At 44.9% G+C, this 23,368-nt stretch carries 22 protein-coding genes and 3 pseudogenes; 7 read left to right on the forward strand and 18 right to left on the reverse strand.

What is annotated here, in order from left to right; genetic code table 11:
• Nucleotides 1-74: 74 nt before the first annotated feature.
• The 8 genes from QUA47_RS02015 to QUA47_RS02050 all read right to left on the reverse strand — a co-directional run bounded on the left by QUA47_RS02015 (nt 75) and on the right by QUA47_RS02050 (nt 7,574).
• Nucleotides 75-587 carry a hypothetical protein gene (locus QUA47_RS02015; RefSeq protein WP_333214374.1) on the reverse strand — a complete coding sequence of 171 codons (513 nt, stop codon included), beginning with the start codon at nt 585-587 and terminating at the stop codon, nt 75-77.
• Between the two features lie 324 nt (nt 588-911).
• Nucleotides 912-1,115 (reverse strand): hypothetical protein, encoded by a 204-nt coding sequence (locus QUA47_RS02020; RefSeq protein ID WP_190658517.1) that lies wholly within the window; start codon nt 1,113-1,115, stop codon nt 912-914.
• Between the two features lie 163 nt (nt 1,116-1,278).
• Entirely contained in the window at nt 1,279-1,716 is a 438-nt protein-coding gene (locus QUA47_RS02025) for a DUF3574 domain-containing protein (RefSeq protein WP_333429519.1), read from the reverse strand.
• 577 nt (nt 1,717-2,293) lie between these two features.
• Entirely contained in the window at nt 2,294-2,653 is a 360-nt protein-coding gene (locus QUA47_RS02030) for a hypothetical protein (protein WP_333429520.1), read from the reverse strand.
• A 328-nt stretch (nt 2,654-2,981) separates the two neighbouring features.
• The gene (locus tag QUA47_RS02035) at nt 2,982-4,064 is read right to left on the reverse strand and encodes an ABC transporter ATP-binding protein (RefSeq protein WP_333429521.1); all 1,083 of its coding nucleotides are present in this window, start codon (nt 4,062-4,064) and stop codon (nt 2,982-2,984) included.
• A 169-nt stretch (nt 4,065-4,233) separates the two neighbouring features.
• On the reverse strand, nt 4,234-5,097 hold the full coding sequence (locus QUA47_RS02040; protein WP_333429522.1) for a carbohydrate ABC transporter permease: 864 nt from the start codon (nt 5,095-5,097) through the stop codon (nt 4,234-4,236).
• Nucleotides 5,098-5,168: 71 nt separating this feature from the next.
• Nucleotides 5,169-6,077, reverse strand: coding sequence for a sugar ABC transporter permease (locus tag QUA47_RS02045; RefSeq protein WP_333429523.1), 909 nt, complete (start codon nt 6,075-6,077; stop codon nt 5,169-5,171).
• Between the two features lie 183 nt (nt 6,078-6,260).
• Nucleotides 6,261-7,574, reverse strand: coding sequence for an ABC transporter substrate-binding protein (locus QUA47_RS02050; protein ID WP_333429524.1), 1,314 nt, complete (start codon nt 7,572-7,574; stop codon nt 6,261-6,263).
• 455 nt (nt 7,575-8,029) lie between these two features.
• Between QUA47_RS02050 and QUA47_RS02055 the strand changes: the two genes are divergently transcribed.
• The 3 genes and pseudogenes from QUA47_RS02055 (at nt 8,030) to QUA47_RS02065 (ending at nt 9,183) form a co-directional block, all read left to right on the forward strand.
• A complete protein-coding gene (locus tag QUA47_RS02055) occupies nt 8,030-8,290 on the forward strand; it encodes a transposase family protein (protein ID WP_333429525.1) in 261 nt (86 codons plus the stop codon).
• Between the two features lie 12 nt (nt 8,291-8,302).
• Nucleotides 8,303-8,482, forward strand: coding sequence for a transposase family protein (locus QUA47_RS02060; protein WP_333429526.1), 180 nt, complete (start codon nt 8,303-8,305; stop codon nt 8,480-8,482).
• 17 nt (nt 8,483-8,499) lie between these two features.
• Nucleotides 8,500-9,183 (forward strand): annotated as a pseudogene (locus QUA47_RS02065) (ISL3 family transposase).
• A gap of 201 nt (nt 9,184-9,384) precedes the next feature.
• Here QUA47_RS02065 and QUA47_RS02070 read toward each other — a convergent pair.
• The 7 genes and pseudogenes from QUA47_RS02070 to QUA47_RS02100 form a co-directional block, all read right to left on the reverse strand.
• Entirely contained in the window at nt 9,385-9,552 is a 168-nt protein-coding gene (locus QUA47_RS02070) for a hypothetical protein (RefSeq protein ID WP_333429527.1), read from the reverse strand.
• Between the two features lie 164 nt (nt 9,553-9,716).
• Nucleotides 9,717-11,051 (reverse strand): DUF4912 domain-containing protein, encoded by a 1,335-nt coding sequence (locus QUA47_RS02075; RefSeq protein ID WP_333429528.1) that lies wholly within the window; start codon nt 11,049-11,051, stop codon nt 9,717-9,719.
• 98 nt (nt 11,052-11,149) lie between these two features.
• Nucleotides 11,150-11,413 carry a hypothetical protein gene (locus tag QUA47_RS02080; RefSeq protein ID WP_333429529.1) on the reverse strand — a complete coding sequence of 88 codons (264 nt, stop codon included), beginning with the start codon at nt 11,411-11,413 and terminating at the stop codon, nt 11,150-11,152.
• 456 nt (nt 11,414-11,869) lie between these two features.
• Nucleotides 11,870-12,002, reverse strand: a pseudogene (locus tag QUA47_RS02085) (ISKra4 family transposase); the annotation flags it as partial.
• 54 nt (nt 12,003-12,056) lie between these two features.
• On the reverse strand, nt 12,057-13,970 hold the full coding sequence (locus QUA47_RS02090) for a TolC family protein (protein WP_333429530.1): 1,914 nt from the start codon (nt 13,968-13,970) through the stop codon (nt 12,057-12,059).
• Nucleotides 13,971-14,023: 53 nt separating this feature from the next.
• Nucleotides 14,024-15,196: an ABC transporter permease gene (locus tag QUA47_RS02095; protein WP_333429531.1), complete on the reverse strand. Its 1,173-nt coding sequence runs from the start codon at nt 15,194-15,196 to the stop codon at nt 14,024-14,026.
• Nucleotides 15,197-15,269: 73 nt separating this feature from the next.
• A complete protein-coding gene (locus tag QUA47_RS02100; RefSeq protein WP_333429532.1) occupies nt 15,270-16,982 on the reverse strand; it encodes an HlyD family efflux transporter periplasmic adaptor subunit in 1,713 nt (570 codons plus the stop codon).
• A 137-nt stretch (nt 16,983-17,119) separates the two neighbouring features.
• Here QUA47_RS02100 and QUA47_RS02105 point away from each other — a divergent pair.
• Nucleotides 17,120-17,284 (forward strand): annotated as a pseudogene (locus QUA47_RS02105) (Uma2 family endonuclease); the annotation flags it as partial.
• A 71-nt stretch (nt 17,285-17,355) separates the two neighbouring features.
• Complete coding sequence (cysS, locus tag QUA47_RS02110; protein WP_333429533.1) at nt 17,356-19,008, forward strand: cysteine--tRNA ligase; 1,653 nt, start codon at nt 17,356-17,358, stop codon at nt 19,006-19,008.
• A gap of 50 nt (nt 19,009-19,058) precedes the next feature.
• Here the strand turns inward: cysS and QUA47_RS02115 are convergent, their stop codons facing one another.
• Nucleotides 19,059-19,250, reverse strand: coding sequence for a DUF433 domain-containing protein (locus QUA47_RS02115; RefSeq protein ID WP_333429555.1), 192 nt, complete (start codon nt 19,248-19,250; stop codon nt 19,059-19,061).
• Between the two features lie 113 nt (nt 19,251-19,363).
• Here QUA47_RS02115 and QUA47_RS02120 point away from each other — a divergent pair, with 113 nt between their 5' ends.
• Entirely contained in the window at nt 19,364-19,591 is a 228-nt protein-coding gene (locus tag QUA47_RS02120; RefSeq protein WP_333429534.1) for a hypothetical protein, read from the forward strand.
• A 139-nt stretch (nt 19,592-19,730) separates the two neighbouring features.
• Here the strand turns inward: QUA47_RS02120 and QUA47_RS02125 are convergent, their stop codons facing one another.
• Entirely contained in the window at nt 19,731-20,687 is a 957-nt protein-coding gene (locus QUA47_RS02125) for an alpha/beta fold hydrolase (RefSeq protein ID WP_333429535.1), read from the reverse strand.
• 143 nt (nt 20,688-20,830) lie between these two features.
• On the opposite strand from QUA47_RS02125, the gene QUA47_RS02130 reads away from it, so the two are divergent.
• Complete coding sequence (locus QUA47_RS02130) at nt 20,831-21,943, forward strand: AI-2E family transporter (protein ID WP_333407074.1); 1,113 nt, start codon at nt 20,831-20,833, stop codon at nt 21,941-21,943.
• A gap of 439 nt (nt 21,944-22,382) precedes the next feature.
• Here the strand turns inward: QUA47_RS02130 and QUA47_RS02135 are convergent, their stop codons facing one another.
• Nucleotides 22,383-23,318 (reverse strand): OmpA family protein, encoded by a 936-nt coding sequence (locus QUA47_RS02135; protein ID WP_333429536.1) that lies wholly within the window; start codon nt 23,316-23,318, stop codon nt 22,383-22,385.
• Nucleotides 23,319-23,368: the final 50 nt, after the last annotated feature.

Below are 23,368 nucleotides of genomic sequence, written 5' to 3' on the forward strand. Positions count from 1 at the left end.
ATTTTAAATGGTTTATAACTTAAAACTCAAAACTCAGAACTACTGGAGTGCCTTCTGGCTGCCAATAATTTTCCTCAAAAACCGATGACTTGAGTGTCAGCAGGCAGTGCAGTGGCCTCGGAGACCTTTTTAAACACGGTTGCCTGTTCGTTTAAGGAATTAGGTCTCGCCTCTCCGGGATTGGTGCCTTGCAACTGAAGGCGCATTTGACCTTCGGGAGTCAACTCAAAAACAGTCTGAACGGTTTCTGTGCTGCTGAGACCGACATCAATGTGCATCGGTTTTTCACCGAGATTAACTTTGTACCTCATTTCTTTGGCCCGGGCGGCTCCGTCCGGGCCTTTAGCCATGAGAAACAATTTGCCTTCTGGGGCAAAGACGAAGGTGAAAGACTGACCGGAGGGGACTGTGCCTTGCCATTGGCCTAGGAGTTGCTTGTCGATGCTGCTAGCGGCCGGGGCTGCTGTTTCTTGGGCAATTATTGGTGCTGCTGCGGATGCGGGGCCGTGTGAAGCGTTGAAGCTGGCGAGGATGCCGAAGCAAAGGCCACCTGCGATCGCTTTGCCAATCATTTTTGAATTAGACATGAGACCGATCTAAAAATTAGTTATTTGTTTTGTACACTGTAGCGGTAAAACCGTACTTTGTTTAGTTTAAATCTCTTTTAAGAATAGATATAGCTTGAGGTTCACACCTGCAACGCAGTTGTCATCACCGGACTAAAGCTTTTCCTGAGCTTGGGGAAGGGTCACGGGGCTTTCAGTTTTTTATTGTAAAATCCAATACAAATCCGCTTTTAGCTGCACAGTTCGCTGTTCTGAGTTGATTGTTCTTAACTCAAAACAGCGAACTGACTATTGCATTCGATCGCACAGATAGTTTGGCAAATCGATCGCATTAATAGTCTTTCATTAATTTTTTTCAGGATCGCGTTCGACTTGTTCTGTCGGAGATTCCGGCGCTGCTTCCTGTGGATTTTGCGATCGTTTCGTTCGCTCCAATGCCTCTGCGTAAGACCAAGCCACGCTCACAAGAAAAGCTTTCGCCATACCGTCCAAATCTTTTGAATCATCGCTTTCCGGCGGTTCAGCTTTTTGGTTGCCGTCGTTCGTCATGTTTTTGTTTTCTCCCGGGCAGGTTTTTCTAACGACTTGTTGCAGTGTGCGATCGATACCCAAAAATTATGATTTTTCTTGCACCAGCACCCTACTCATCTTTGAGGGTATGACCTTGCTCAGCACAAATAATATCATAAATACACTTGATTGGATAACCGCATCAGAAAGAAACCTTAACTTCGCTGGTAGCCCGCAACACAGATTCTTGTTGGAAAGTGCGCTTGTAAGTTTCGATAATTTCATTAATAGCTTGATTTTTTTCCAGGCTACTTTCATAAATCAAAATAACTATTTTAGAGTTTTCTCGAATCAGAATTCCCGAGGTGTTGAGAAATTGCCCCGATCCGTCTAATACCGTTAGCCCTTCCCGAAAGCGAGGGGTAATAACTGCGCTGACAAACTCCTGCCATTCTGCTTCAGAAATTGTTTCGCCTCCCGGTTTAGTTAACCCAAAATACAGTTCATCTTTGAGGAGATTTGTTTGCTTGGCCTTAGTATCCGAAGTTTCGGGAAGTTGAGCGCGGGCAATTGTTGCCGGACAAACGGGCAGGATGAACAGCAGGCCGGTCAAGCAAAGACTGTTAAAATGTTTATTCATCAGGAATTACGCGGAACTTCTATGTGTAGGGTGCAACCTAAGTGCCTTACCGCTTATTTCTTAGTCTCAAGCGAGAGGAACAAAAGTTTGTGTAGTTTGACCTCGAACTCGCATTCCAGGGGCGATCGAAGCCACACACGAGTTTGAGGTGAAAAGCGGTTTTAACTGACCCAAGAGCACCATTTTCATGAACCAGCTTTCCGGCGTGTTCCACTCATAGTTCAATTTTATTGTGGGCCGTTGCTCTGAGCAACGCCCTTGAAATGCTGATTGAGAATTTTGCAATATCTCAGTTTCAACCGCCGAGTCTTATGAAGGGGTTTTTAACGCGACTTTGATTTAATTTAACATAAAAAGCTTCCTACTCAAAAACCCAGTTTCACATGAGAAACCGGGTTTTTGAACGTCAGCCTTAGTTTATTTATGTTCGCCTACTTGATTGTCTCTGCCGTATTAAGTAGCTCAACCTATTTAAACGTCAAACTGTTCACGCCTTGAGAAACCCGCCAGGGCGAACACTCTTGAGGCTGCCCCTACAGCAATCAGGTTTCTCAGTGTTAGATTTTTTTAGCTGGACCTACTTATCCTTTAAGTCGCGGACACTTCTCTTAGCAGTGTCTTGGTACATCTCACCGAATTCTTTCACGGCTGCTCCTGCCTCTTGACCAATCTTCTGAACTCGTTCGCCCGGAGAGTCTGACGTTTCGCGAGCTTCTTGCCTCCATTCCCGCGTTGTTTGGGGTCTTTCAGAATTGTTTAGATCTGCCTTTGAGCTGGCTTGCCCGCCAAAACCTTGGTTGCTGCGCGCCGAATCAACATTTGTTGTCAGAAGCAGAAAACCGACTAGGACAACACTCAAAAAACTCTTGATTTGAAAGCCCTTAAGCAGGGAACTAATGCGAGCAATGGCTGTGGAAATCAAATTCATCTCGGTCATACTCCCTAAGTTGATTGGTGATAATTTTCAACATTTTTTCATCTACTAATTGACTTGCTCCAACATCAGCAGCTAACGCGAGGGAAAGCCAACTTAGCTTCAACTTGCCATTAACCACATAAAATAGAGTTATAGGTTAGCGATAAAATCTGGTAAACACGCAACCTATGTGTCAGCCAATTAGCTTTTTCACACATGAATATCACCTTAACAGCAGCCAAAGAGTTCTACCTCTAACTAAAGTCATAACTTAGTTATAAGCAAAAAAAATATTTTTCAGCACAGGGTTAGACCATTTCTAATCAATCATGCTATGCAGGGCAAATTCTTATTGCAAGCGATCGCCCGTTTTCACGTCAAACCAGTGCAGCAACTGAGGCGGGAAAACCAGCTCTACAATTTCTGAATTCCAGTGGCGGTCATTGGGCAGCAAAGCCCGCACCGTTACTGAGTCCACGCCTTTAACTCGGACGCTAACTAAATTTTGCATTCCCAAGTTTTCCACTAAATAAACCTCACCTTTAATGGCGTCTGGGCCCGGCATATTGCCGGCCTCAGCATCTGCAAAGCCGACGTGTTCAGGGCGAATTCCTAAAACAATTTCTGGCGGCACAGTCGGCATATTTGGGAGTGGAACTCGAAAATCCCCCAACTTAGCAAAATTTCCCTGGCATTTAAGCACGAGCAAATTCATTTGCGGGCTGCCCACAAAACCGGCTACAAACTGATTTGCAGGACGGGTATAAATTAAGTGTGGCGGATCGAGCTGCTGCACGTTGCCGCTGTTGAGAACTGCGACCTTTGTAGAAAGCGTCATTGCTTCGGTTTGGTCGTGAGTGACGTACACTACAGGAGCTTTTTGGGAGGAAAATAATTGTTTGAGTTCTGCCCTAACTTTTTCCCGCAATAATGCGTCGAGATTGCTCAAAGGTTCGTCTAGCAAAAATACTTCCGGTTGGCGCACTAATGCGCGGCCGAGGGCTACTCGCTGTCGCTGTCCGCCTGATAGTTTTCCGGGTTTGCGATCGATTAATTCCGTCAATCCGAGGGATGTTGCAACTTCTGTCACTAATCGGTTGATTTCGCTGGAGGGGATTTTGCGAAGTTTGAGGCTCGATGCCATATTCTCGTATACTGTCATGTGCGGATAAAGCGCGTAACTTTGAAAAACCATTGCAATATCGCGATCGCCCGGCCTGAGATAAGTGACATCGCGATCGCCAATTCTAATCTCGCCTCTAGTTGGCTGTTCCAACCCTGCAATTAACCTGAGTGTCGTAGATTTTCCGCATCCCGAGGGTCCCAGCAAAGTCAGAAATTCGCCCTCGCTGACATCTAAGCTAATGTCTTTTACGGGCACTACTTTAGGGCTGTAGGTTTTATTGAGGTTTTTTAGTTGCAGTTTTGCCATGATTTTTAAAGTGTTGACTGTTGACTGTTGACTGTTGATTGTTTACTCGTTACCAGGCTCTGCCTGGTCACGCATATCCGGAGGCTCTGCCTCCAATTTTCCTGTTTAAAAAGCGAGGCAGAGCCTCTAGATATCGGTTCCCAGGCTGAGCCTAGGAAGGAGTTCTCAACTATCCTTTTACCGCCCCCGCAGTTAAACCTTGAACGATGCGCCGCTGGAATACTAAAACCAGGAAAACTAAGGGTAATGTTCCCAAAACGGTGGCTGCGGCGATCGGCCCGTAAGGAATCTCAAATACTGACACCCCGCTAAGTTGAGCCGTTGCGACGGGAATGGTTTTTATAGATTCGCGAGTCATAAATGTTAGTGCAAATATAAACTCGTTCCAAGCTGAAATAAATGTCAAAATTCCAGTTGTGACTAAAGCTGGAAATGTCATCGGTAGCACGATTTGCCACAGCATTTGGAAAGTGTTGTATCCGTCTACTTTAGCCGCGTCTTCCAAATCTTTTGGCAACTGTTGAAAGAAACTCCGCATCACCAAAATTGTCAGCGGTAGATTGATAGCGGTGTAAGGAATAATTAATGCTAAATAATTATTCCCTAAACCCAAAGCTTTGACAATTTCTAGAAGTCCTAAAAATAGCAGCACCGCCGGAAATAGGGTAACTATCGTCACAGTTGCCAGGATGATTCTCTCCCCCCACAGCCGCAACCGGGCTAAAGCGTAAGCTGCGGGAGCGCCTACTGCTAAACACAGCAATGTTGAAGTAATGGAAACAAAAGCGCTATTTAAAATGTAAAGTGCAAACGGGCGGCGCTGGAATAGGGACAGGTAATGCTCGAAAGTAATTCGTTTGGGAATGTAGACGTTGGGAATCGCTGAAATATCTGCATTTACTTTGAAAGAAGTTAGCACCTGCCAGATAATAGGTGCGAGGAAATATGCGACGATTAAGAGTGCTGAGATTGGCAAGATTAATTGGCGGATGTCAAAGGTTTTTTTGGTGGGTTGTTCGCGGGCGATCGACATAATTTATACCAATGAAATAAAAGTGCAACTGTTGGTTATCTAAAATCTCAAATCCCAAATCTAAAATCGTCTTAGTTTCCTCCGGCTGCATTGGTGCGGGCTCTCGATAACAGGTAAGCGGCGATCGCAACTGCTGCCACTAACAGCAAAAAAGTACACACCACCAAAGCCGCCCCGTACCCAAAGTCTAAATACCTCATCACCGTGCTGTAAATGTAGATAGAAACCGTCTCCGTTGCTCCCGCCGGCCCCCCTCCCGTCATCACCTGAATCAAGTCAAAAATGCCGAAAGATTGGGCAAATCGAAACAGCAAAGCAATCACAATTTGGGGCATCAGCAGGGGCACAGTAACTTGACGGAAACTCTGCCAGCTACTCGCGCCGTCAATGGCGTGGGCTTCGTACAAATCACCGGGAATTGATTGCAATCCTGCTAGCAAAAGCAAGCTGACAAAGGGCGTCGTTTTCCACACATCTGCTGTAATCACTGCCATCATTGCCAAAGTGGGATCTCCCAGCCAGCTAATGCTGTTTTGAATCAATCCCAAACGCCTTAAAATGTCGTTAATTACGCCGTACTGGTCGTTAAAAATCCACGCCCAAGCTACTCCCATCAATGCAGTCGGCAGCGCCCAAGGTAGCAGAGAGATTGTGCGAACAATGCCGCGCCCTGTGAAAGATTGATTTAAGACTAAGGCAATGCCCATACCGAGAATTAATTCCAGCAAAACAGAGACGACTGTAAATACAGTGGTGTTGCCTAAAGTTTGCCAGAAACGCCCGTCCCCTAACATTCGACTGTAGTTAGCAAAACCGGAAAAAACCAGTTTTAATTCTGTACCGAGGTTTTGGGTGAATAAACTCAGCCAAAAAGCGCGCAATATTGGGTAAGCAAATACTAGGATCAGAATTATCAAAGCTGGTGCTACTAATATCCATCCGGTTTTTTGTTCGCGCTGTCGCATCTTGTCTAATTGCATATTGTTCACCTTTAATTTATTTTTGGGCTGGCTAGGAGCAACGGCCCACAATTGAATTAACTTTTTGTGGAACAGGCATCTTGCCTGTTTCTAACTCTTTGTGGAACAGGCATCTTGCCTGTTTCTAACTCTTTGTGGAACAGGCATCTTGCCTGTTTCTAACAGAATAGCAAGATGTCAGTTTTACGAAGCTTGGGGTTGTTTTAAACTGCCTAATAAATTGCGAGTTTCGGTACCTGCTGCTTTCATTGCTTCTTCGGCACTCATTCTCCCGGTAAAAGCTGAACTCAAATAACGCTGCAAAATATCAGAAGCTTGAGCGTATTGTGCCAGGGGCGGGCGCAAAGCTGGCCGTTCCACTACTTTTAGCAGTTGCGGGTAGTGAGGATATTTGGCGACTATTTCTTTGTTGGTAAACAGCGATTTGTAACTGGGAATTAAACCGGTTTCTAAAATAAATTTGCGCTGGGTTTCCTCACTGGTAAGATACTGAATTGCTTTCCAGGCTTGTTCTGGATGTTTTGAGGTTTTGGCAATTCCCCAGCCCCAGCCACCCAAGCAGGAACCGCCTGTTTTACCCGTACTGCTGAGCATTGGCTCGATCGCGATTTTGCCTCTAACATTCGATCCTTCGGCATTTGCCAGCTTCCAAACATACGGCCAGTTTCGCAAAAACAGCGCTTTGCCGTTTTGAAACAACAGCCGCGTTTCTTCTTCGCCGTAGGTGGTGACACCCGGAGGAGAAATGCCGGAGGCGATCGTTTTTTTGAGAAATTCTACTGCTTTAATTGCCTCGGGTTTATCTAACCCAACTTCAAAAGTTTGAGGGTTTGCCCAAAAGCCGCCAAAACCGGAGAGCACCTCGACAAACATTGCAGATACTCCCTCGTATTGTTTGCCTTGCCACAGATAACCCCAAGTTGCTTTTCCCTGTTTCTGCAAGTTTTGAGAGATTTTTACCATCTCTTCAAAGGTTTTTGGCACTGGAATTTTCGCTTGTTCTAAAATGTCTTTGCGGTAATAAAGCATTCCGGCATCGGAAGCGTGGGGAATTCGGTAAAGTTTGCCTCGATACCGCCCGCCTTCGACGTTACCTTGGATGAATTTTGATAGTTGTTCGGGGGAAATTCTGTCTGTCAAATCGCTTACCCAACCTGCGGCTGCAAATTTGGGAACCCAGACAATATCCATGTTGATGATGTCGTAGGGCGATTCGCCTAAAAGAAAGGCAGATGTGTAAAGATTTTCTATGAGGTTGGTGTCAAAAGGCCCTTCTATGAGGTTGATGCGAATGTCGGGGTTTTTCTGTTCAAATTCTTTGACAAAGGGTCTCCAGTTAACAATGTCTTGACCTTGCATTAACATGGTGAGCACGACTGGCTGTTGAGTCAGTGCCGGCAGAATAAATAAAAGCAAGACGGTGGCTAATGTGACAGCGAATAAGGCTAAAAGGCGAGGCTTCTGCCTCCGTTGCGGCGGGGAATTGATTTTTTGCATTTGTTTTTGAGAAGTGGCTGTGCGATCGCCTTCTTTCTCTCATAACTCGCTTTCTTTTGTTTCGCTGGATTTACCGAGTTTGTGCAATAAAAATTTAAGTAAACTTTAGCTTACTTAATAATGCTTGAGTCAAGAGTGCAAATTTTGATTTAACTAGCAACAACGGGATTTAAGTAAACATCTATCTACAGATAGATATTAATAAAATTGTCTGATATCAATTCCGGTTGCCCTCCTCATGATTGTTGACTGTTTGCTGTTGACTAAAATTATGCTTTCGCGCCAACAGACTTTTTGGACATTTGAACAATATTGATGCAACCGGAAACGATATAAGATAGCCGTTGTCAATCGGATGAAATAAAGTAGGGACTTAGGCAAGACCTAATTTTCTACGAATGCTCGGCTCTCCTGAGTTTATGGTGTAAAATAGATCATTCAATACAATTAATGCGATGAGCTTTCATTTAGATTATTTATTAGACTTGCCGGGAGTCAAGGTTGAAACTTGTACTCAAATTGAGGGAAAGATTTACTTTAAACTGAGTATTGTAGTGTCAGGAATAGTTTGTCCTCACTGTGAAAATTTTACAGAAGAACTCCATCAGAATCGACCTATACTAACTAGAGATTTGTCAGTTTTTGGTCGTTCTGTGTATTTAAAAGTGCCTCGTCGGCAGTTCTATTGCTCTAGTTGTCAACGTTATAGTACATAAAAATTAGAATTTATGGACAAAAAAAGACGGCATACTCAACGATACGAACAAAATATTTATACGCGCGTTCAACAGTCGATCCTGTCACAAATTGGGCGAGAAGAAGAATTGAGTTATGACGAAATTAAAAATATTTTTACTTTTGTCCATTCCTCTCAAAAAAAAAGTATTGGGAGTCAACTAAGCGAGTGAGTATAGATGAGATAAGTATGCGTAAAGGCCAAGGAAGTTTAGTAACTGTTGTTAGTGACATTGATGGGGGAAATTTGATTGAAATGATTGACTCTCACCGTCAACAAGAAATCATTGAAGTCCTTGTCAAGCAACCGTTTGAAGTTCGAGAACAAGTTGAAGAAGTGAGTATTGATATGTGGGGAGGATTTCCAAAAGTCATAGAAAAAGTATTTCCCAATGCCAAAATTGTCATCGATAGTTTTCATGTAATGAAAGCAGTTAATAAAGATTTAAATAAGGTGCGTAGAGCAGCAGGAATTACAGATAGAGGCAGCAAATACTTATTGTTAAGTAATCGAAGTAATCTGAATTATGAGCAAGTTCAAAGGTTGGCTGTTACCTTAAAAAAATCAGAATGCTTAAGAATCGCTTATGAGATGAAAGAAGAGTTTAGGCAAATATACGAGACCCATCTGACCGTCAAAATAGCCCAGGCTAAGTTCAAGGATTGGCTAAAGTATGCGACATAATTTTTCAAAGAAGCTACCTTGACAATTATCAATCACCTTGAGGGAATTTGTAACTACTTTATCAATCGCACCACAAGTGGAGTGATGGAGGGGATAAATAATCGAATTAAGTTGATTATGCGACAAGGATATGGCTTTTCTAATTTTGACAATTTTCGAGATCGTGTATTAGCTTGCTTTTCTCATTAGATAAAAATATCACCGTAAGTTCCAGAGAGCCGAATGCTCGCATACAATCTATCTTTATCCCTACTTTTAAGAATTGGTATAACTTTGGTCGATCGCGCACTTGCCTGGTATTTTGCCATATAGCAACTGCCGTGATGGTGAGGACATTCTTAATTGCTAAAACCCATGCAGTAGATTGATTCTTCCTTCTCTCCTAGATAACTAAAACTTCTCTCCTAGATAACTAAAATTTTCTTCCTTCTTCCTTCTTCCCTCTTCTTCCTTCCTTCTTCCTTCTTCCTTCTTCCTTCTTCCCTCTTCCTTCTTCCTTCTTCCTTCTTCCTTCTTCCTTCTTCCTTCTTCCTTCTTCCTTCTTCCTTCCAAATACAAAAAACACCGCTCCTCAAAACAGGAGAACGGTGTATAGGGGGTGTTATGGGTTGTTGTCTGCGATTAACCTTAACAAATCACGATCGGCTGAGGCTATGCCTTGTGATGGTTCAAAAATTGGCACAAACCTGAATCAGCGCCCGCCGCTCGATCGACCTTTGGGATTAGCCCAACCATTCCACAACGGCATCCTGCTTGGTATTGGTGCGCCGTTCTGGAGTTTCGCGGTTGAATTTCAAGTGGATGGCGCGGTTTTGTTCGCCGTCTGCTGCTACTGCAAAAATCGGATAGTCGATTAAGCCGTCTTGGAAGGACATCTGGAAGCGGAAAGTGCCGTCAGCATTGAGTTTAATCGGTTGTCCGCCTACGTAGACGGTAGCGTCGGGTTCGGTGGCACCGTAAACGATCAGTTCGGCATCAGCAACTAACCAGAACTGGCGGGGGCGCATCGGGGCGGCGAAGCCAACTCCCGACATACCAACACCTGACATACCGAAACCGGACATACCAACACCTGACATACCGAAACCGGACATGGTGAGGCCGGACATACCGACACCCGACGCGGTGAGGCCGGACATGGTGGGAGCAGCCCACATTCCGACGCCGGAGGGGAACACGTAGGAACTTACAGCTTGTTCGTGGATGCCGACTTGCTGGACGGAACCGGCGACGTGCTGCATGGAACCGAAAATAGAACCCGCTACCCGCAGGGATTCGGCAGATTCTGCCATGCCGAAGATTTGTTCGTAGATGGCGTTGCTGGGGCTGAAACCGAAGCCATTAGCTGCTTGTGCCATTTTCTTGGCCGGAGGAACCAGTTCGGCGAAGGTTTTGCCTTGCAACTCTTCTTCCCAATCGAGGCTGATGAATTGGTCTTCAATCCAGTCGCTGGGATAGACGGGAGGAACGCGGACTTGGGCCGATCGAGCTAATACCAGCCAGCGGCCATCTGCACAGCGGTAGCCGATGTCGATCGCGTAGTCCCGATCGCTCACGGGGATTGGCACGTACCATTCCCGCGCCAGTTCGTCGCAGGGATATTCTTGAATGCTGTGCGGGCTTTGAGTTTCGAGGTTAACATCTGTAACGTCGTAGAGCCGCAGCGCTAGTTGCTGTCCTCCTTGGCGGCGCAATTCTTCTTTGCGATCGTTGGGAATGTCCCAGTAAGTGTAGGCCCATTCTGGGTCGCGGGGCATTAAAACAACCCGGCTTTCGCCGTAGCCGTTGGGCAAATCTGCTAAACCTTCATCTACAGACGACAAAGAACCGCCTGTTCTATCTTCTTGACCGAGTTCAAACTTTGCTGCTTCCACTGCTTCTTGTGCCTCTAGTTTGCGAGATGGGCTGTAGGAAAATTTGGTGCGCTGAATTTCTTGAATTGATGCCAGAAGTTGCGATTTCCGCATCCGACTGTAGCGAGAGACTCCACATTCGCTAGCAACTCTGCGGAGTTGTCGCAAAGTCATCTCTTCTAATGGTGGGCGTTCTTTTGCCATGAGTTTGTTCTCCACTAATTTGGGATGGCGGGTTAGATTTTTCCTCTCAACACAAATGTGTTGACTTTTTGAGTTAGAAACTCTTTTTAATCCACATATTATCGAGCTTCCAAATCTCTCCAACCTTTGAAGCCTTGCTTGTTTTTAGCTTGTCTTGTCCCCAATGCGATCGGGGGTTTGAACTTCTGGGCTTCGGCGCGCACCGTCAGATCTAAATAAAGCTTTATCTGTCGATTCTTGATTGACAAGATCGATTTTGTGAGTGCGATCGGTGCTGCTAGCAACGCTGTGCTGGCAGCACACGCGCTATTCGACTCCCAGGGTTGCTTAATCCAAGCATTTCTTTGGGATCGCTTTGTCATGACTCAATGTTGCAGACAACTTGCGATCGGGTCAAGGGGTCTTTTGCCTCAATCCTGGGTACTTATACGCATTTTCGTGATTTTGGGGATCACTTTGTCAGGGAATCTTGACATTTGGGAGATTTGGGGGATCGGTGTTGAAGCAAATGTCAGGATTTGATGACAAATGGGGAGAGGGGCTTTTGATGGGTTTGGAGGGTGGGGGCGATCGTTTAGAATGGATATGTCTTTGCGAATATGACAAAGTGGAAGACTTTCTCTATAATCCAATACGCTTGGGTTAGTGCTAAAAAACAGATCGTGCGTAGGTTGGGCGGAGTGGAACGAACCCTCCGTTTCACTCCGCCCAACATTTTCGCTACAATTTTCCTTAACTGAACCGTATTGCTCTATAATCCTTCTAACAAGAAGGCTTCGCGGGAGCATCCCGATTTTGCAAAAATATTAAACTGCAAATTAACCATTCAAGTAGGCACAACGCAGTTGTAACATTTGCGAAACACTTTCAGATTTCTACTGTGAAGAATGAAATTTTTAGCCTTGTACCTATCTGCTTGACGGCTGATTCTACCGCTCCCGATCCGATGGAGCCTGGTTGGAATTACTGACAAGTCTCATTCAATCCGATAACAACTAACTAACATCATTCTTCATTTTCAATCCTCACCTGCCACGTCTCCAAAGTAGTACCTATTATTTTATCAAGCTTTGTCAAAGCATTAAAATAGGCAATTCTCGCATTAAGTTCTGCATTTCTAGCCTCTATTAACTCCTTCTGAGAATTCACAATATCGATACTCCGAGAACTTTGCACTCCCAATTTTCTTTTTTCTCGCTCTATTTCTAATTGCTTTTGCGCTAACTCCCTTGACGTTTGAGCTAGTTCTACTTGCTTAAGATTCAAATTTATATCTCGAATTGCATTTCTGACCTCAACTTCCAGCTTTTGATTGTACTCCTTTAAATTATTCTCAGCTTGTAATAGCTTAACACGACTATTCTGAAAATCTCGCTCAATTCCTCTATTTCCAAATTCGCGAGTCAAAACCAGTCCCGCTCTCAAATCCGAGCTGCTGTCTGAAAGATTAGTAGCATTATTATTATAACTTGCATTTACATCCAATTGCCATTTTCGATTATTTTCCGCTAGTAGCAATTGATATTTAGCGATTTCCCGGTCGAGCTGTACTTGTAAATAACCAGGACTATTTGACAGAGCTAATGGTAGAATCTTAGAGAAATCCAGAGGGTTAGTCTGTACAGCAGCAGCTTCTCTTGCTATTATATTAAGATTGCGATCGAGGTCTAGAACTTGCAGCAGTGCTAATCTTGCCTTCTTCAGTTGCTCCTCACTAGCTAATACTGTCACTTCCAGATCTGCCACAGCTTTTTCACTTGTAAAAATCTCAACTTTTGCTACCCTTCCTGCCTCAATCAAAACCTGATTAATCTCCAATTGCTGACGGGCAATTTCCAGAGAACTTTGTGAAATTTTAACTTGTTCCTGAGCCCTAATCAACTCTCGATAGATTAAAATTACTGAGGTAATTGTCTCAATTAGCGTCGATTTCAAACTCAGAATATTTCCTTTTTCACTCAGGCGAGCAATCTCAATTGGTGCTCGATTGACAGCAACTCCAGCTCCCCTTAACAGAGGTTGGGTAAAATTTAACCTGAGATTTTGACTTAAAGAACCTTCACTATTAATGCCAAAACCATTCGCATCTTGTCCTTGTTTACCACTCCACACAAAACTTATATTTCCTCCTGTGGGAATTTTGACACTCACCTGGGCAGATAAATCGACTTCGCCAGTAGTAGCGACTCTTCCCCCATTCCTCAAAGGAATTGATGACACGGATAGTCTCGGTGTAAAAATAGGGACAAATAAGCCTTCTGCTACGGCTAAATCTTGTTTTTGGACGATGCGTTCGAGGTATTGATTTTTGATATCTCTGTTGTTTTCTAAGCCTAAAAATACAACTTCCTGGAGTGTCAGTTCAACCCCTAATTCATCCGCTATAGATTGCTGTTGAAGAGTTGGATTTTGGGTATTTTCAGGTATGGGTTCTGCTGTTATTTCTGGATTGGGTGGAGCTTCAGAAATTACTATTGATTCGGGTTGAACAGGTTTTTTTTGAGTAGTAGAAGTTGTTAATACTTGGGAATTGGGGATTGGGGATTGGGAATTGGGAATTGGTGAGGGTTTGATTTTACTTGTTGGATTTTCGCCGGGGAATTGAGGAATAACTATTCTCTGGTTGGTAGTTGGCGTTTCTCTCTGATTTTGGGGTTTAATGAGCGCCTGATTTTGCGGTGGATTTTGGATGTGTGGGAGATGTTTTTTAGTGGTAAGTGGCCGAATTTTGGGCGCGATCGCAGATTTAGAGCTAACATCAGTTTTGACTGTTGAACTAGACTTAAAAGCAACAGCAAATATCGCCAATAGCCCACAGCTTGCAACCATAACTAGGCTAAAACGAAATATCCAAGGAATCTCGTAGCGAGCAGGGGAATCGCTATTTGGGAGATAATCTTCGTGCGGTTGCTCAGTCATGCTAACTCCAGTGATTTCTGCAAGTAATTCTATGGCGATTTCCTACGGGATGACTACCCTTGACGCAGCGCTTTAACAGGATCGAGTTGACTAGCTCGCAGAGCCGGGAGAAATCCAGCTCCCACTCCCACAGCTAATGCCGATCCTAAAGCCAAAGCTGCTGTGTTGCTGTCAAATTTATAAGGCAACTTAAAAACATCCGCTACCACCACCGTTAACCCGTGTACCGTCACAATAGCAGCAATTCCCCCCGCTAAACTCAGAATTACTGCTTCTAGAATAAACTGCAACATTATATCTCTCTGAGTAGCCCCGATCGCACGTCTCAAACCAATTTCTGGGGTGCGTTCCATCACCGCCGCGATCGTAATATTAGCAATACCAACCCCTCCCACCAATAGCGAAATTACCCCCACTGCCAATAGTCCCTGTGAAGCAAGTTCCAGAGTTTCCTGCTGCTCCAAAATTTCCTGAACATTGTTCCAAGTATTAACCTCTGCCTTGGGAAAGCGCTGCTCCAAAAGTTTTTCTGCCTGCTTTTCCATTCCTTTAATATCTTTAAGATTGTAAGGGCGCACCGAAATTCTCCCAATTCTTTGGCTACCTGTCATCGCTTTGTAAACCGACATCGACACCCACATTTCAGCTTCGGGTTTGTCAAAAAAGCCTTCCTTGCTCTCCATTACGCCAACAACAATGTAAGGTCTACGCTTAGCATAAATGCGCTGACCTACACGTTTGGTGCCACCTTTAAAAAGTTGTGTCGCCAGCATTTCATCAATTACCACTACAGGTCGATAATTAGTAAAATCATTAGGTGAAAAAAAACGCCCCTCCATTAATCGCCGCCCCGATGTCAATAAATGATCTTGAGAAACAGCGAAGATATTAGTTTCCGCTTCTTCAGCCTGAAATATAACTTTTTCGTTATAACCAAACCAATTTGCTGCGCTAATCGCCTGAATTCCTTTCAGCCGATTCCGTAAAAATTCCATATCTTCTAACTTCAAACCCAAGTCATCCGAAATACTGATTCCCAGTTGAGGTGCTTCTCGCTTGGCCAGTTGTTCAGCAATTACGGCGCGACTAATATTGCCTACTTGCAGCGTTGCGCTGACCGCAGCTACACCCATAAAAACTCCGACTGTAGTTAGGGCAGATCGCAAAAGATTGCCACTTAGGGAAATGCAAGTAAGGCGGAGGAGGTCTAAAGGAGAAAGGCTCATAAGTAATTAAAAATCACAACTCAACATTTCGTACATTAATAAAATTAGCTGATTTGATCCTATTCTTTAATCTTTATTCCTGCTCGGCACCCTCTGTTTTTTCTTTCTTTTTAGTTGTTTTTTCTTCCTGAATAGGAGTTCCTGGTTTTAAGGAAGGTTCAGGAGGGGGTATCACAACACTGTCACCTGGCCGCAAACCAGAAGTTATTTCTACCTGTGTCAATCCTTCTAAACCTAATGTAACTGACCGTTTCTGGGCTTTGCCTTGACTGTCACGAATCCACACAAAAGGCTTAGACTCCGATCGCACAATTACCTCTGTATTTAAAACTACTACCTTCTGGCGCTGCTGCAAAATTATCTCCACATTCACTTGACTCCCTGGAATCAAAGTCCGGGTTGGAGCATCGAGTCTTACTGTTGCAGGAACCGTTGGTTGATTGCCTTGATTAGAGCGGTCGTTTCCTTTACTCTCACCACTGTGAGCAAGAATATATAAGCTGTCTACTTTTCCTGAAAACTGCTTAGGATTGGGGCCAATAATGCTGATACGAACGGACTGATTGGGTCTAACTTTAGCAGCATTGAGGGTAGAAAGCTGTAGTTTTACCAGTTCTTGTGAAGGGTCACCTAATGTCAAAAGCTCTGTTCCCTGCGGCACTCCGTCGCCATTTTTAACTTGAATATTAAGTACCTTGCCATCAATAGATGCAGTCACCATATTGTTTTTTAGTTCCTGTTCTTTTTCTCGGTACTCAAGCAGAGAGCTTTGGAGAGTGGGGCTATGTGTAGCAACCTCTAACTGAGCTTGTCGCACTCCTGACTCAGCAGCGATCACTTTTTCCTGAAGTCCTTGCTCTTTATCTTGTCGCTGAATTTGCCGACTTTTGAGGTCGAGCAGATCGGTGTTGATTTGAGACTGTGCGTTTCGTAAACTGACTTTAGCATTGCGAACTTCGTCTTCTTGGGCTCGCACCTCATCTCCCGGAATATAACCTCTTTCAAATAATGCTTTTTGCTCGGTAAGTTTCCGCTCAGCAGCAGCCAAAACCACCTCAGCGTCAACAACTTTTTGGCGATTATTTGCTAAAGCAATTTCCTGTTTTTTAATTTCTAATAAATCGTTATTTGGCCCGGATTTATAATTTTGAAGTCTCCCTTGGGCGATACTGAGCGTTTCCTGGGCGGCAACAAGTTTTTGGCGTAAGCTTTCTAGAGTGAGTTTTTCTTTTTGAATCACCAACTCTTGCTTGCTGAGAATTGTTTGTTTTTCGGGGTTACGAAGAGTGATTAAGTTCTGACCAGATGTGATATTTTGCCCGATTTTTACTAACACTTCATCAACAGTAGCATTAACGGGAGATTTAAGAGTTTGTTGACCAGCCAATTCAATAGTGCCGCTTTCATTAAGCGTATCTTCAATATCGCCAAGTTTGACGGGTATCAAGCGCACTCCTATGGGTTCGGGAGGTCGATTTTGATATAACCCGTAGGCAAATAAGCCGCCGCCGATGCCTAGAATGAGAAAACTAGACCACAGTAGCCATTTGACTCCTGTTTTGAAACTATTGTTTTCTTTATATTTCACTGTCAACTCCTCCCCTACAAACTGTAAATAACTGTTAAGCGTGCGCGATCGCCCTTTAACCGTTTTGGTTACTGTTTGGATAAAAAAAAGGCAACTTTGGGGCTGAGATATTCTAGCATCTGTTGACGTACTACTTTCTCTCTTCCCTTCTAAGGTCGCTATTTCTTCTGAATCTGTATTGCTTTCTAAGTCTGACAACCTGGAACCATTGCGAGAAAAAATGCGGGAATATAGCCTTTATCAGTAACATGAGGTGCTCTTGGGCGTTGGGCATCGGGCCTAAAAGCATGGGGCATCGAACTAGCCCGTGTATTTCACTTTCTTGAGAACCGCTATACATCGCGAATGGATCTCGTTTGGGGTGGTTAATCGATCGCAAAAACCAGAAAGTTGAGATATACAGACAAAATCAGGATGTGGAAATATTAGATAATCCTAGCACTTTGTCAGGGGAAGATGTGTTACCGGGATTTGTCTTAGATTTAACAGATGTTTGGTAGCGACACCGAAAGATTCACCAACCGCAATATAATAAATTAGAGCAGTACATCAATCCCAAATCTCAAATCCCATGCCCCTAACGCTTTACAACAGCTTGACCCGTCGCGAATCACCTTTTGAGCCCCTCGAACCAGGAAAGGTGCGGATGTACTGCTGCGGCGTTACGGTATACGATTACTGCCACGTCGGCCACGCCCGCGCTTACATTGTTTGGGACATGGTGCGCCGCTATCTGATGTGGCGGGGATACGATGTGCGCTACGTGCAGAATTTTACAGATATTGACGACAAAATTCTCAACCGCGCCCGCGAAACAAATTCAACAATGGAAGCCGTGGCGCAACGCTTCATCGATGAATATTTCGTAGATATGGACAAGCTCAATATTCTCAGGGCCGATGAATATCCCCGCGCCACCCATACAATAGACGGCATTAAACGGCTGATTCACGAATTAGAAAATAAAGGTTATGCCTATGCTTCCGGCGGCGATGTTTACTACAACGTCAGCCAGTTTGCAGATTACGGAAAACTTTCCGGCCGCAAGTTGGAAGAAATGCAAGCCGGGGCTAGCGGTAGATTGGAAACCGCAGAAATAGAAGCTCAAAAAAAGCAAGATTCCTCTGATTTTGCCCTGTGGAAAAGCGCTAAACCGGGAGAACCTGCTTGGGATTCATCTTGGGGAAAAGGTCGCCCCGGATGGCACATCGAATGTTCGGCGATGGTGCGCGATTGCTTGGGCGAAACAATTGACATTCACTGCGGCGGTTCCGATTTAACTTTTCCGCATCACGAAAACGAAATTGCTCAATCTGAAGCCGCGACTGGCAAGTCACTTGCTAATTATTGGATGCACAATGCTTTTGTGACTGTCAACGGCAAAAAGATGTCGAAATCTTTGCACAATTTTATTACAATTCGCGATTTGTTGGAGGGCAATTGGTCGGGGGATTTGGAATCTAACCCCCCCCAGCCCCCCCTTGGTAAGGGGGGGAGTAAGAATGAAGACTCCCTTGGTAAGGGGGGGAGTAAGAATGAAGACTCCCTTGGTAAGGGGGGGAGTAAGAATGAAAGCGAGAAGTCAAAAGCGGTGGAACCGATGGCGGTGAGGCTGTTTGTGTTGATGGCGCAGTATCGCAGTCAAATAGATTTTACCGAAGAGGCGATCGCTAGGGCTCGAAATGGCTGGAATACTCTTAACGAAGGCATAGTTTTTGGTTTTGTGCACGGTTCCCAATTGGGCTGGGATTCAGATAAAATTCTGAAATTGCCCATAGTGGAGAGTGAGGCTGTACAGCAATTTAGAGCAGCGATGGATGATGATTTCAATACTCCTAATGCTTTAGCTGTTATGTTTGAATTGGCGAAGGAATTGCGGCGCGAAAGCAATATAATTGTACATGGGGGAAAAACGGAAATGCCTTCGGAAGTGTTGCAACAAAAGTGGCAGAATCTTGTTAAGTTAGCCCGAGTTTTAGGATTTAGCATAAGCGTCCCGCTAAGTGCGACTCTCTATACCGATAACTCGAACATAAGTATTAATAAACTTGAAGTGATTAGCGGATTAACTGATGGGGAGATTGAGGCGATGATTCAGCAGCGGAAGGATGCCCGGAAAGCTAAGAATTTCGCTGAGGGCGATCGCATTCGCAACGAACTTAAGGATAAGGGAATTACTCTGATCGATCAAAAAGATGGTACAACCATCTGGCATCGGGGTTGAAACTAAATTCATAGTCTGCGGAGGCATACTTGGTTTGACAAGAAGCGGTTTCAACCGCCGAATTCTAAACACGCTCTAATGTCTTCCTCCGTCAACTCGGGAAAATCGTCCAGAATTTCTGCATGAGACATTCCCGCAGCCAGCCAACCCAACACATCATACACGGTAATTCGCATTCGCCTGATGCAAGGCTTTCCACCGCGTTTACCTGGTTCGATCGTAATGATTTTGCGCTCGCTTATGACAAGACGTAGTTTAGTGCATTTTTCTTGAAGTTTAGCCTAGTCTTGGAATAAGCGATACAATTTACTAAACTTCGCAAGTTGTTCAACCTTAGAGGTAATAGCCTAGTTCTATGAATACCCTCGACCAAGTGCTAGAAACTGCTTTGCAACTGTCCTACGAACAGCAGGAAATGCTGATAAAAATCCTGCAAAACCGTCACCGCGAGAGTATCCGCGCCGAAATAGCTGCGGATGCTCAACAAACCTTAGCTGATTTCCGTAAAGGCAAATTCCGACAGCAGTCAGCCGAGGATGTTATTTCAACATTACGCCAGTCTTTGGACGAGCCAGAAACATGAGATCACTGGTTCTGACTCCCAAATTCAAACGAGCATTCCGCAAGTTTGTGAAACGAAATCCTGACCTGCAGCAACGTATTGAAGACTCTCTTCAACAAACTGTGTGAGTTATTATTAGATAACAACTACACAAATAGATTTAATTTTTCTTTAACTTATTCACAAACTCGGCAACAGCCGCGACAAATTCTGCGGTGGATTCATAGGGCAAAACATTACGCCCCGGCATTAATAAACCTTCCGCATTGGGAAAATGGGCTAAATATTGCGCTAATCTTTCATCCGGTTTCTCTTCCTTACCCGCTTGACTGATGCTTGAGGCTGTTTCTCCCATCACAATGAGTGCGGGTCGATCGAACTTTTGGATCGTACCGCTATAATCCTGGCGCCAAAACCCCGCTAAAAACGAGAAAACCGCGTGACGGCTGTCAGGATTTGCTGCCCCAGCCTGCAAAGCATCCAACCATTCGCTGTCAACTTTTGCCGCATCGCCAAACAGTTGTTTCACTGAAAAAGAACGCAAAAACTCAGCGCGTCTGGCGTAGCGGTAAAAAGCGTTTCCCAAGGGAGAATTTAACAAATTCCAGACAATCCGTTGCTGTCTTTCGGTCGAATGTTTGTTCATTACCGCCCAAGCGGGAGGCCCTGCGAGGACTAAGCCGCGAATTAAATTTGAGCCGCTTTCCTGCTGCCTTTTTGCTAAAGCCAAGGCTACACATAGTAAAGCACCTTGCACGAGGACGATCGCAGGTTTTTTGACTACAGTTTCCAAGAAATACTGCAACTGTGCGGCCCAATCGTCTGGATAGCAAGCCACAGCCGGCATTTCGCAATCGCCGCAGCCCAAAAGGTCGGGATTGTAAATCGGGTTGGTGTTACCTGCTTTGTACCAACTCTCACAAAATCTATGCCAAAAGATTCTTGACAAGCCAACTCCTATCGGATGAATTAATAACAAAGGGATGCTATCTTCTGTCGCAGTAGTTGGGTTATAAAGTTCATAAGCACAGCGATAATTTTGCCATTCGTAAAACAGCGTTGGTGACTTTATAGACGAAATAGTGGAGAAATCTTGGGTTGAATATGGGGGTTGCATATTATTTTTTGAACCGATGTTACTTTTTATTATAAGATGAGTAGGTGCGGGTTTTACCCGACATATATTTGGTAAATGAGAAGATAAATAAACCCGCCCTGCGGGATGACATAAGCGCCAATACAAACCTTGATTACTTAATCATGTCAGAACAGCGGATAACTATTTCTTTACCTAACTTGCTGCTAATTGTAGCATCGTCGTTGCTGCTAGTGCTGCTGTGGCAATTGCGGAGCCTGCTAGTAATTCTAATGATATCAGTCGTGCTGGCTGCTTCGATCGTCCCGATCGTTAATTGGGCCCAAACGATGCGGGTTCCCCGCTGGCTGGCGGTGATTATGGTTTATTTAACTCTCATCGGCGGATTTAGCGGGACGGTAGTGTTAATCGGGCCCACGGTAATCGAACAAATAGAGTTACTGCTGCGACAGTTACCACTGTATGTTGAAAGTTTGCGAACTGTGGCAACTAATTTATTGAGTCGCCTAACCGACGATGCCCCAACCTTGGTGGGTCAGTTGGTGGACACTCAATCGCTGACTAATTGGTTGATTCGATCGAGTCAACAACTGGTTTTGCGATCGTACAGTTTAACGAGAGGCATTCTAGGTGGGGTCTTCAGCCTAGTTTTAGCATTATTTATTTCAGGTTACATGGTTGCCGACAGCGACACATTAATCAAAAGTTTGGTGCAATTTTTCCCTAAACCTTGGGACGCAAGATTAGCCGCACAAGCCGCGCCAATCGGTCAAAGAATGGGGAGTTATATTCGCGGGCGAGTGTTAGTTTCGGGCATTTTAGGGATATTTATTACCACAGGTTTGAGCATTTTGGGAATGCCGGAATTTTCTTTAGGCTTGGGTGCGATCGCAGGTGTTACCAACTTGATTCCCTTCATCGGCCCCGTGTTGGGAGCAGTACCAGCATTAATCGTAGCACTAGCTAAAGGTGGCTGGGTACTTTTGTGGGTATTACTGTTATTTGTAATTATCCAGAATTTAGAAACTTACGTCCTCGATCCTTTGCTGGTTGGTTCATCGGTTGGTGTGCATCCTTTATATCAATTGCTGTCTGTATTGGGCGGCGTTCAAGTATTAGGAATTATTGGAGCGGTAATTGTGCCGCCTTGGTTTGCGGGAGTGGCAGCTTTGATTGAAAACTTGTATTTAAAACCAAAACTTAGGAGCGAACATCGAGAGGCCATAGATCGGGCTAAAAATAATTCTGACTTGCCACCTCTTACACCTTCGGCGTGATGGGGAAGATGGAGAGATGGGGGAGCATCTCAATGAAAGCAGCCAAGCCCAAAATTGGAGTTAGGAGTTAGGAGCCAGGAGCCAGGATGAAAGAGTCAGAAGGAAGGAGTCAGAAGGAAGGAGCCAGAAGAAGTGTTTTTACAAATATGAGATGCTCCCGAAATGGGGCTATAGGGAGAGGGGAATTGAAATATTTAATTTATATCGTTTCTGTTGGCATCGGCCTAATATGCTTGAAAGTGCAGTGCGAGCTTAAGAAATTGCAAAAAAAACACTCACCATATCTTAATCTCGCACTATTAACTAAAGACTAGACTTGAATTTTAGCCTTCCCAAACAATCTTGAAATGCCTCTGCGTTGCCTCTGCTGTTCCCCTCTCAATCAAAATATTTATGCAATAAGTCTAATGACTGGTGACTGATTACCGCTCGCTAAAAACTAAGGATTAATTGCCACTTCAATGCGACGGTTGCGCTGCCGATTAGCATCAGAACTATTATCCACCGAAGGGCGACTTTCCCCATAGCCGATCGCCACCCAATGATACTTCTGACCTAGCACACCAGACAAATACTGCACCACAGCCTGAGCCCGCGCAAACGACACATTGCGATTGTCCCCCGCTTCCCCCGCGTCGTCAGTGTGGCCCGCAACGCGCACAGTTGCCCCCTCGTGATTGCCCAACTCCGCCACCAAATTGTCCAAAATCGCATTAGTTCCCGCGCGCAAAGAAATGCTGCCAGTATCAAACAAAACATCGCTGGGTAGAGTCACCATCAGCCCATCCCCCCCAAACACCGGATTATTGGCATTCTGTGGCGTAGTATTCACTGTTTCAGGGTTCAGACTCGGGCTGCTGCCGATCGCGGGTAAAGCAGGGGCAACACTTGCCGCCGTTTCCGGCGCTGCCAATTCCCGCGACATCAACTGCAAACGCTTTTCCAAAGTTTCCGTCGGGCGGCTGCTGCCCAACTGACTCTCCAAAGCCGCCGTGCGACCAATCAGCGCGTTGAGTTCGCCCTGCAACTGTCTCAAATCCGACTGCAATTTCTCTCTCTGGGCAGGACTGACTTTGGACTGGGGAGTCGGTGTAGCGCTTGGTGGCGGAAGCGTCGGAATTTGCGTTGCTGGGGCGCGTTTCGGGCTGGAGGTCAAATTTTGAGTTACACGCAGCAATCTCTCTGCCAGCGGCATTTCCGTCGCGCCTGACGGATAAATTTGAGCGATCGTCATCCCCAAAACCCACGCAAAACCGCTGCCCACCCCCAGCAGCAGCAGTCGAAAAATCAGTGACAGTACAAGCAAACCTTTTCCCCGCGACTTAGAGACGCGAGTGGGGGGGATTGAAGGTTTTTGCTTAAAAGATCGCGTCATATTTCATCCCTCTCGGTGTACATACCAGATTAATTTCGATACTATCTTAC

The organism is Microcoleus sp. MON2_D5, from assembly GCF_036701905.1.
Taxonomy (GTDB): domain Bacteria; phylum Cyanobacteriota; class Cyanobacteriia; order Cyanobacteriales; family Microcoleaceae; genus Microcoleus.

What these genes read in the sequence shown, in the direction of transcription:
- QUA47_RS02050 (WP_333429524.1), bottom strand. Translation starts at nt 7,574, where the DNA reads ATGCAAAAAATCAATTCCCCGCCGCAACGGAGGCAGAAGCCTCGCCTT.
- QUA47_RS02015 (WP_333214374.1), bottom strand. Translation starts at nt 587, where the DNA reads ATGTCTAATTCAAAAATGATTGGCAAAGCGATCGCAGGTGGCCTTTGC.
- QUA47_RS02130 (WP_333407074.1), top strand. Translation starts at nt 20,831, where the DNA reads ATGTCAGAACAGCGGATAACTATTTCTTTACCTAACTTGCTGCTAATT.
- QUA47_RS02030 (WP_333429520.1), bottom strand. Translation starts at nt 2,653, where the DNA reads ATGACCGAGATGAATTTGATTTCCACAGCCATTGCTCGCATTAGTTCC.
- QUA47_RS02055 (WP_333429525.1), top strand. Translation starts at nt 8,030, where the DNA reads ATGAGCTTTCATTTAGATTATTTATTAGACTTGCCGGGAGTCAAGGTT.
- QUA47_RS02020 (WP_190658517.1), bottom strand. Translation starts at nt 1,115, where the DNA reads ATGACGAACGACGGCAACCAAAAAGCTGAACCGCCGGAAAGCGATGAT.
- QUA47_RS02045 (WP_333429523.1), bottom strand. Translation starts at nt 6,077, where the DNA reads ATGCAATTAGACAAGATGCGACAGCGCGAACAAAAAACCGGATGGATA.
- QUA47_RS02125 (WP_333429535.1), bottom strand. Translation starts at nt 20,687, where the DNA reads ATGCAACCCCCATATTCAACCCAAGATTTCTCCACTATTTCGTCTATA.
- QUA47_RS02075 (WP_333429528.1), bottom strand. Translation starts at nt 11,051, where the DNA reads ATGGCAAAAGAACGCCCACCATTAGAAGAGATGACTTTGCGACAACTC.
- QUA47_RS02090 (WP_333429530.1), bottom strand. Translation starts at nt 13,970, where the DNA reads ATGACTGAGCAACCGCACGAAGATTATCTCCCAAATAGCGATTCCCCT.
- QUA47_RS02135 (WP_333429536.1), bottom strand. Translation starts at nt 23,318, where the DNA reads ATGACGCGATCTTTTAAGCAAAAACCTTCAATCCCCCCCACTCGCGTC.
- QUA47_RS02060 (WP_333429526.1), top strand. Translation starts at nt 8,303, where the DNA reads ATGGACAAAAAAAGACGGCATACTCAACGATACGAACAAAATATTTAT.
- QUA47_RS02120 (WP_333429534.1), top strand. Translation starts at nt 19,364, where the DNA reads ATGAATACCCTCGACCAAGTGCTAGAAACTGCTTTGCAACTGTCCTAC.
- QUA47_RS02095 (WP_333429531.1), bottom strand. Translation starts at nt 15,196, where the DNA reads ATGAGCCTTTCTCCTTTAGACCTCCTCCGCCTTACTTGCATTTCCCTA.
- QUA47_RS02080 (WP_333429529.1), bottom strand. Translation starts at nt 11,413, where the DNA reads ATGACAAAGCGATCCCAAAGAAATGCTTGGATTAAGCAACCCTGGGAG.
- QUA47_RS02035 (WP_333429521.1), bottom strand. Translation starts at nt 4,064, where the DNA reads ATGGCAAAACTGCAACTAAAAAACCTCAATAAAACCTACAGCCCTAAA.
- QUA47_RS02040 (WP_333429522.1), bottom strand. Translation starts at nt 5,097, where the DNA reads ATGTCGATCGCCCGCGAACAACCCACCAAAAAAACCTTTGACATCCGC.
- QUA47_RS02025 (WP_333429519.1), bottom strand. Translation starts at nt 1,716, where the DNA reads ATGAATAAACATTTTAACAGTCTTTGCTTGACCGGCCTGCTGTTCATC.
- cysS (WP_333429533.1), top strand. Translation starts at nt 17,356, where the DNA reads ATGCCCCTAACGCTTTACAACAGCTTGACCCGTCGCGAATCACCTTTT.